Annotated in this window: 3 protein-coding genes; all 3 read right to left on the bottom strand. The window is 75.9% G+C overall.

Going from position 1 to position 5,860, the window contains the following annotated elements; all coding sequences use genetic code 11:
• The coding region (locus tag ABZ340_RS36215; protein ID WP_358786148.1) for a polyketide synthase at nucleotides 1–836 on the bottom strand (836 nt) is incomplete at its 3' end.
• On the bottom strand, nucleotides 833–4,252 hold the full coding sequence (locus tag ABZ340_RS36220; protein ID WP_358786149.1) for an amino acid adenylation domain-containing protein: 3,420 nt from the start codon (nucleotides 4,250–4,252) through the stop codon (nucleotides 833–835). The genes ABZ340_RS36220 and ABZ340_RS36215, both read right to left, overlap by 4 nt.
• Nucleotides 4,249–5,860: acyltransferase domain-containing protein (locus ABZ340_RS36225; RefSeq protein ID WP_358786150.1), on the bottom strand; the 1,612-nt coding region annotated here is incomplete at its 5' end. The genes ABZ340_RS36225 and ABZ340_RS36220, both read right to left, overlap by 4 nt.

Genomic DNA, 5,860 nt, shown 5'->3' on the forward strand with positions numbered 1-5,860 from the left:
TCGTTGTTGACGGCGGAGCCGCGGACGAGGGCGTAGACGTGGTCGCCGTCGGCGACGGCGTCCCGCCACCGTTTCAGCACCACCGCCGCCACACCGCTGCCGCCGACCGTGCCGCCGGCCGCCGCGTCGAAGGCCCGGCAGTGCCCGTCCTGCGACTTCGGCCCGCCCTCCCGGTAGACGTAACCGGCCCGGTGCGGCGTCTGCACCGCCGCGCCGCCCGCGATCGCCATGTCGCACTCGGCGTACAACAGCGCCTGGCAGGCGTGGTGGAGCGCCACCAGGGAGGTGGAGCACGCCGTCTGCACGGTCAGCGCCGGACCCGACAGGCCCAGCCTGTACGCCACCCGGGTGGCCAGGAAGTCACCGCTGTTGCCGATCAGCAGCGGCATGTCGTCCATGTAGACCGACTGCAGCAGCCCCGGGTTCGCGCCGATCGCCTGCAGCAGATACGTCGAGATCGACGCGCCCGCGTACACCCCGACCCGCACCCCGTCGGTGCGGCCGGCGTGCCCGGCGTCCTCCAGGGCGTGCCACGCGGTCTGCAGGAACAGCCGCTGCTGGGGGTCCATGAGTTCCGCGTCGCGGGCGCTGGTGTCGAAGAACTCCGCGTCGAACAGGTCCCAGTCGTCCAGGACCGCCTTGGCCGGCACGTAGTCCGGATGGCGGTAGACCTCCTCGGCGATGCCCTCGGCGGCCAGTTCCTCCTCCGTGAAGAAGGACACCGACTCCACACCGTCGCGGATGTTCCGCCAGAACGAGGCGATGTCCGGGGCGCCCGGGAACCGTCCGGCCATGCCCACGATCGCCACCGCGTTGTCGAGCCCGGTATCCGTCATCGCTGGTGTTCCTTTCGTCCGTCGGCGGCCCGGCCGCCGTCCCCCGTACGTCGTTGCCTGAGCCGGCCGGCCGCCGCCCGGCGCTCCCGCGCCCGGTCCCGGCCGTCCGCGCGGGCCGGTTCCGGCGCCGGCGCCGCCTGCGCCCCCGCGTCCAGGCGGGCACTGAGCGCGGCCACGGTCGGGTACCGGAACATGTCCACGACCGACGGCGCACGGCCCAGCGCCGCCGTCAGCTCCCGCTGGACCTGCAGGACGAGCAGCGAATGCCCGCCCAGGTCGAAGAAGTTGTCGCGCAGGCCCACCCGCTCGACACCGAGGACCTTGCGCCACACCTCGGCCACCGTCCTCGCCGTGGGGGTGGCCGGGGCGGTGTAGGTGCCGCCGCCGGGCAGGGCGGTTCCGGCGGCCGACGCCAGTGCGCGCCGGTCGACCTTGCCGTTGCCGTTCAGCGGCAGCGCGGCGAGCGCGGTGAAGACGGACGGGCACATGTAGGCGGGCAGCCGCTCGCGCAGCGCCTGCCGCAGCGCCGCGGCCGTCGGCGGCGCCGCCGGGTCGGCGGGGACGACGTAGGCGTGCAGCCGCGCCCCGCCGGGGCCGTCCTCCGCGGTGACGGCGGCCTCGGCCACCCCCGGGTGGTGCCGCAGCGCGGCCTCCACCTCGCCCGGTTCGACGCGGTAGCCGCGCACCTTGACCTGGTGGTCGCGGCGGCCGACGTAGGCCAGCGTGCCGTCCGCGCGCCAGCGCACCAGGTCACCGGTGCGGTACAGCCGCCCGCCGGCCGGCCCGAACGGGTCGGGCACGAACCGGTCCGCGGTCAGCGCCGGCTGTCCCCGGTAGCCGCGGGTCACTCCGCCGCCGCCGATCAGCAGCTCACCGGTGACGCCGGGCGGCACCAGCGCGCCGTGCGCGTCCACCACGTAGGCGCGGGCGCTGCCCACGGGACGCCCGATCGGCACCGGGCCCGGGCCGCCGGCGGTGCGCTGCCCGGTCGCCCACACCGTGGTCTCCGTCGGCCCGTACAGGTTGTGCACCTCGCCGACCCGGTCGCGCAGCTGCTCGTCGAGGTCGGCGGGGAGCGCCTCACCCGTGGACAGGGCGGTGCGCAGCCGGTCCCCGCCCTTCCAGCCGGCGGCGATCAGCATGCGCCAGGTCGCGGGCGTGGCGTCCAGCACCGTCACCCCGTGCTCGCGCAGCAGCGCCGCCAGCCGGACGCCGTCGCGTACCTCCTGCTCGTCGGCGACGACCAGCCGCGCCCCTGTGCACAGCGGCAGGAAGATCTCCGGCACGGAGATGTCGAAGCAGACCGTGCTCACCGCGCACAGCACGTCGGACGGGCCGAACGCCAGCAACTCCCGTACGTGCGTCAGCAGATCGGCCACCGAAGCGTGGGTGACCTGCACCCCCTTCGGGCGCCCCGTCGACCCCGACGTGTGGATGACGTACGCCAGCTGCCGCGGATCCACCTCGGGCAGATCCCCCACCGGGGCGTCGTCGCCGCCCACGTCCAGGAGCACGGTGTCGCACTGCGGGAAGCGCCCGGCGAGCGCCGCGCCGGTCACCACCCGCCGGGCGCCGGTGTCCGCCAGCAGGTATGCCAGCCGCTCGTCGGGGAACGATGGATCCAGCGGCACGTACGTCCCCCCGGCCCGCATCACGCCAAGCAGCGCGACGACGAGATCGGCCGACCGCGGCAGGCACACCCCCACCGGCGTCTCCGGCCCGACCCCGCCCGCCCGCAGCCGCGCCGCCAACCGTGCGGCACGGGCGTCGAGTTCGGCGTAGGTCAGCCGGGTCGTGCCGCACACCACGGCCACCGCGTCCGGGGTGCGCGCCGCCTGCTCGGCCACCTGCCGGTGCACCGCGGGCTCGGCGCGGACCGCGCCGGTGCCGCTCCAGCGCAGCAGCAGCGCACGTTCCGCCGCATCGCTCAGCGGCAGTCGTGACAGCGGCAGCCCCGGGTCGGCCGCCACGCCCTCGAGCAGGGTCCGCAGAACCCGCACCAGCCGCTCGGCCGTCGCCCGCTCGAACAGCGATGTGGCGAACTCCAGCCGCCCGTCGATCGCTCCCCGGCGGTGCAGCAGACCCAGCTGGAGGTCGAACTTGGCGGTGCCGGTGTGCACCGTCACCGGCTCCACGCCCAGACCGGGCAGCGCGTACTCGGCCATCCCCTCGTTCTGCCAGGTGCACAGGATCTGGAACAGCGGGTGCCGGGCCGGGTCGCGGTCCAGGCGCAGCGCCTCGACGAGCTTTTCGAAGGGCAGTTCCTGGTGCGCGTAGGCGTCGTGGGCGCCGTCGCGCACCCGCCGCACCAGCTCACGGAAGGACGGATCGCCCGACAGGTCGCAGCGCAGCACCAGGGTGTTGGCGAAGAAGCCGATCAGCCCCTCCACCTCGGGCCGGGTGCGGCCCGCCACCGGGACGCCGACGAGCTGGTCGTCCTGCCCGCTCCAGCGCAGCAGCACGCTCTGGAACGCGGCGAGCACCACCGAGAACAAGGTGGCCCCGCAGTCGCGGGCGACCTCCTCCAGGCGGGCGGTCAGCGCGGCGGGCAGCGTGAAGGCGACCTCGTCCCCGGCGAAGTCCTGCGTCTCCGGCCGCGGCCGGTCGGTGGGCAGCCCGTGGTCCGGCGGCGCCCCCGCCAGCCGGGTGCGCCAGTGCTCCACCAGCCGCTCCAGCCGCTCGCCGGCCAGCTGCTCGCGCTGCCAGGCGGCGTAGTCGGCGTACTGCAGCGGCAGCGGCGGCAGCGGATCGGGCCGGCCGGTGCGGAACGCCTCGTACAGGGCGCCCAGTTCCCGCATGAGGATGCCGCCCGACCAGGCGTCGGAGACGATGTGGTGCCACACCAGCAGCAGCAGGTGGTCGTCGGCGCCCAGGCGCAGCAGCCGCGCCCGGCACAGCGGGGCGCTCGTCAGGTCGAACGGTTCGCGCGCGACGGCCAGGCAGATCCGGCGCGCCTCGGCCTCCCGCTCGGCGTCGGGCAGCGCGCGCAGGTCCTGCCGCAGCAGCGGCACCGGCCGGTGCGGGGCGACCTCCTGCACGGGCGTGCCGTCCGGCCGCTCCGTGACGACGGTGCGCAGCACCTCGTGCCGGCGGATCACGCCGTTCAGCGCACCCTCCAGCGCGGCCGCGTCGAGCGGCCCGCGCAGCCGCAGACCCAGCGGCGCGTTGTAGGCGGTGTTGCCGGGGGTGAGCCGCTCCAGGAACCACAGCCGCAGCTGGGTGAAGGACAGCGGTGCCGGGCCGCCGCCGGGCCGCGCGACCGGCCGCTCGCCGCCCGCCGGGGCCGCGGCAGGCGCGGGCGTGGCCGTGGTGCGGCCGGGGGCGGCCGTGGGGCCGCCGGGGGTGGTCAGCCACTTGCGCAGCAGGGCCCGCTTGGCGTCCGACAGGCGGGTCTCCTCCGCTCCGGTACCCGTCACGCCGCATCTCCTTCCGCCTCGTGGGGGCTCTGCCGGGCCCCGGCCGCGGGATCATCGCCCGTCAGCCGGGCGACCTCCTCGTCGGACATCTCCGCCAGCGCGGCGATCATCGCCTCCTCCACGGCTGCCGCCTGCTGGGCCACCGTCGGCAGCCGGAACAACCGCTCCAGCGGCAGGTCGACCGGGAAGGTCTCGCGCAGGCGGGCCGCGAGCCGGGTCATCAGCAGCGAGTCACCGCCCAGCTGGAGGAAGTCGTCGTGCACGCCGATGCCCTGGTAGCCGAGCAGTTCCTCCCACAGCGCGGCCACGGCCCGCTGCAGGTCGTCCTCCGGCGCGGCGTACGGCACGGGCAGGTCCGGCCGTGGATGCGCCGACGGCACCGGCGGCGCGTCCCCGGCCGCCCGGCGGGCCGGTGCGGCGCCCGCCCCGCCCAGCCGGTACGGCTTGCCCTCGAAGGGATACGTCGGCAACGGCACCCGGCGGCCACCGGCGCCGCCCCGCGGGCCCGCCCAGTCCAGCGGCGCGCCCGCCTCCCACAGCCGGGCCGCCGCGTGCAGCAGCGCCGTCGGCTCGTCCGGCTCGGGCCGCCCGGCCCGCACGGTCGTCGGCAGCGTGGCCACCGCCCGGCCGCGCTCCCCGCGGCGGTGGGCCAGCGACGTCAGCGTCGCGCCGGGGCCCACCTCCAGCAGCACCCGGTCCTGCGACCCGAGCAGCGTGCGCAGCCCGTCGTCGAACCGGACGGCCGCCCGGATGTGGCCGGCCCAGTAACCGGGGTCGGTGGCCTGCGCGTCGGTGATCCAGGTACCGGTCACGTCCGAGACGAAGGGGATCACGGGAGCGGACAGCGCCACGCCCTCGACGGCCCGGCGGAAGGTGTCCACGGCGGGCCCGGTCAGCGCCGAGTGGAACGCGCGCGTGGCCGGCAGCCTCCGGTGGCGCACGCCGTCCGCGGCACATCGCCGCTCGGCCTCGGCGACCGCCTCGGGCGCCCCCGACAGCACGCACTGCTCCGGTCCGTTGACGGCCGCGACGCACAGCCCGCACGCTTCGGCCAGCGCGACGGCACCGTCCTCGGCCAGCGCGACCGCCAGCATGGCGCCTTCGGGGAGTTCTTCGATGAGGCGTCCTCGGGTGACGACGAGGGCGAGGGCGTCGGCGGGGGTGAAGACGCCGGCGAGGCAGGCAGCAACGTATTCGCCGAGGCTGTGGCCGATCATGGCCTCGGGTGTGATGCCCCAGGACATCCACAGCCGGGCCAGCGCGTACTCCACCGAGAACAGCGCCGGCTGCGCCACGTCGGTGCCGTACGCGGCCTCCCCGTCGTGCAGCAGGTCGCGCAGGTCGCGTCCGAGGTGGGGGAGGGCGGCCTCGGCGCAGGCGTCGAGGTGCTCGCGGTAGACGGGTTCGGTCTCGTACAGCTCCCGGCCCATGCCCGGGTACTGCGCGCCCTGCCCCGGGAAGAGGAATGCGACCTCCGCGACGGCACCCCGGGACGCCGGAGTGTCCCCCGTGATCGTGAGGGGTTGGCGGAGGTGGGTGATGGCGTGGGTGTGGGTGGTGGTGATCAGGGCGTGGCGGTAGGGGTGGTGGTGGCGTCCGGTTTGGAGG

It is taken from the genome of Streptomyces sp. NPDC006134 (assembly GCF_040628835.1).
Classification (GTDB): Bacteria; Actinomycetota; Actinomycetes; order Streptomycetales; family Streptomycetaceae; genus Streptomyces.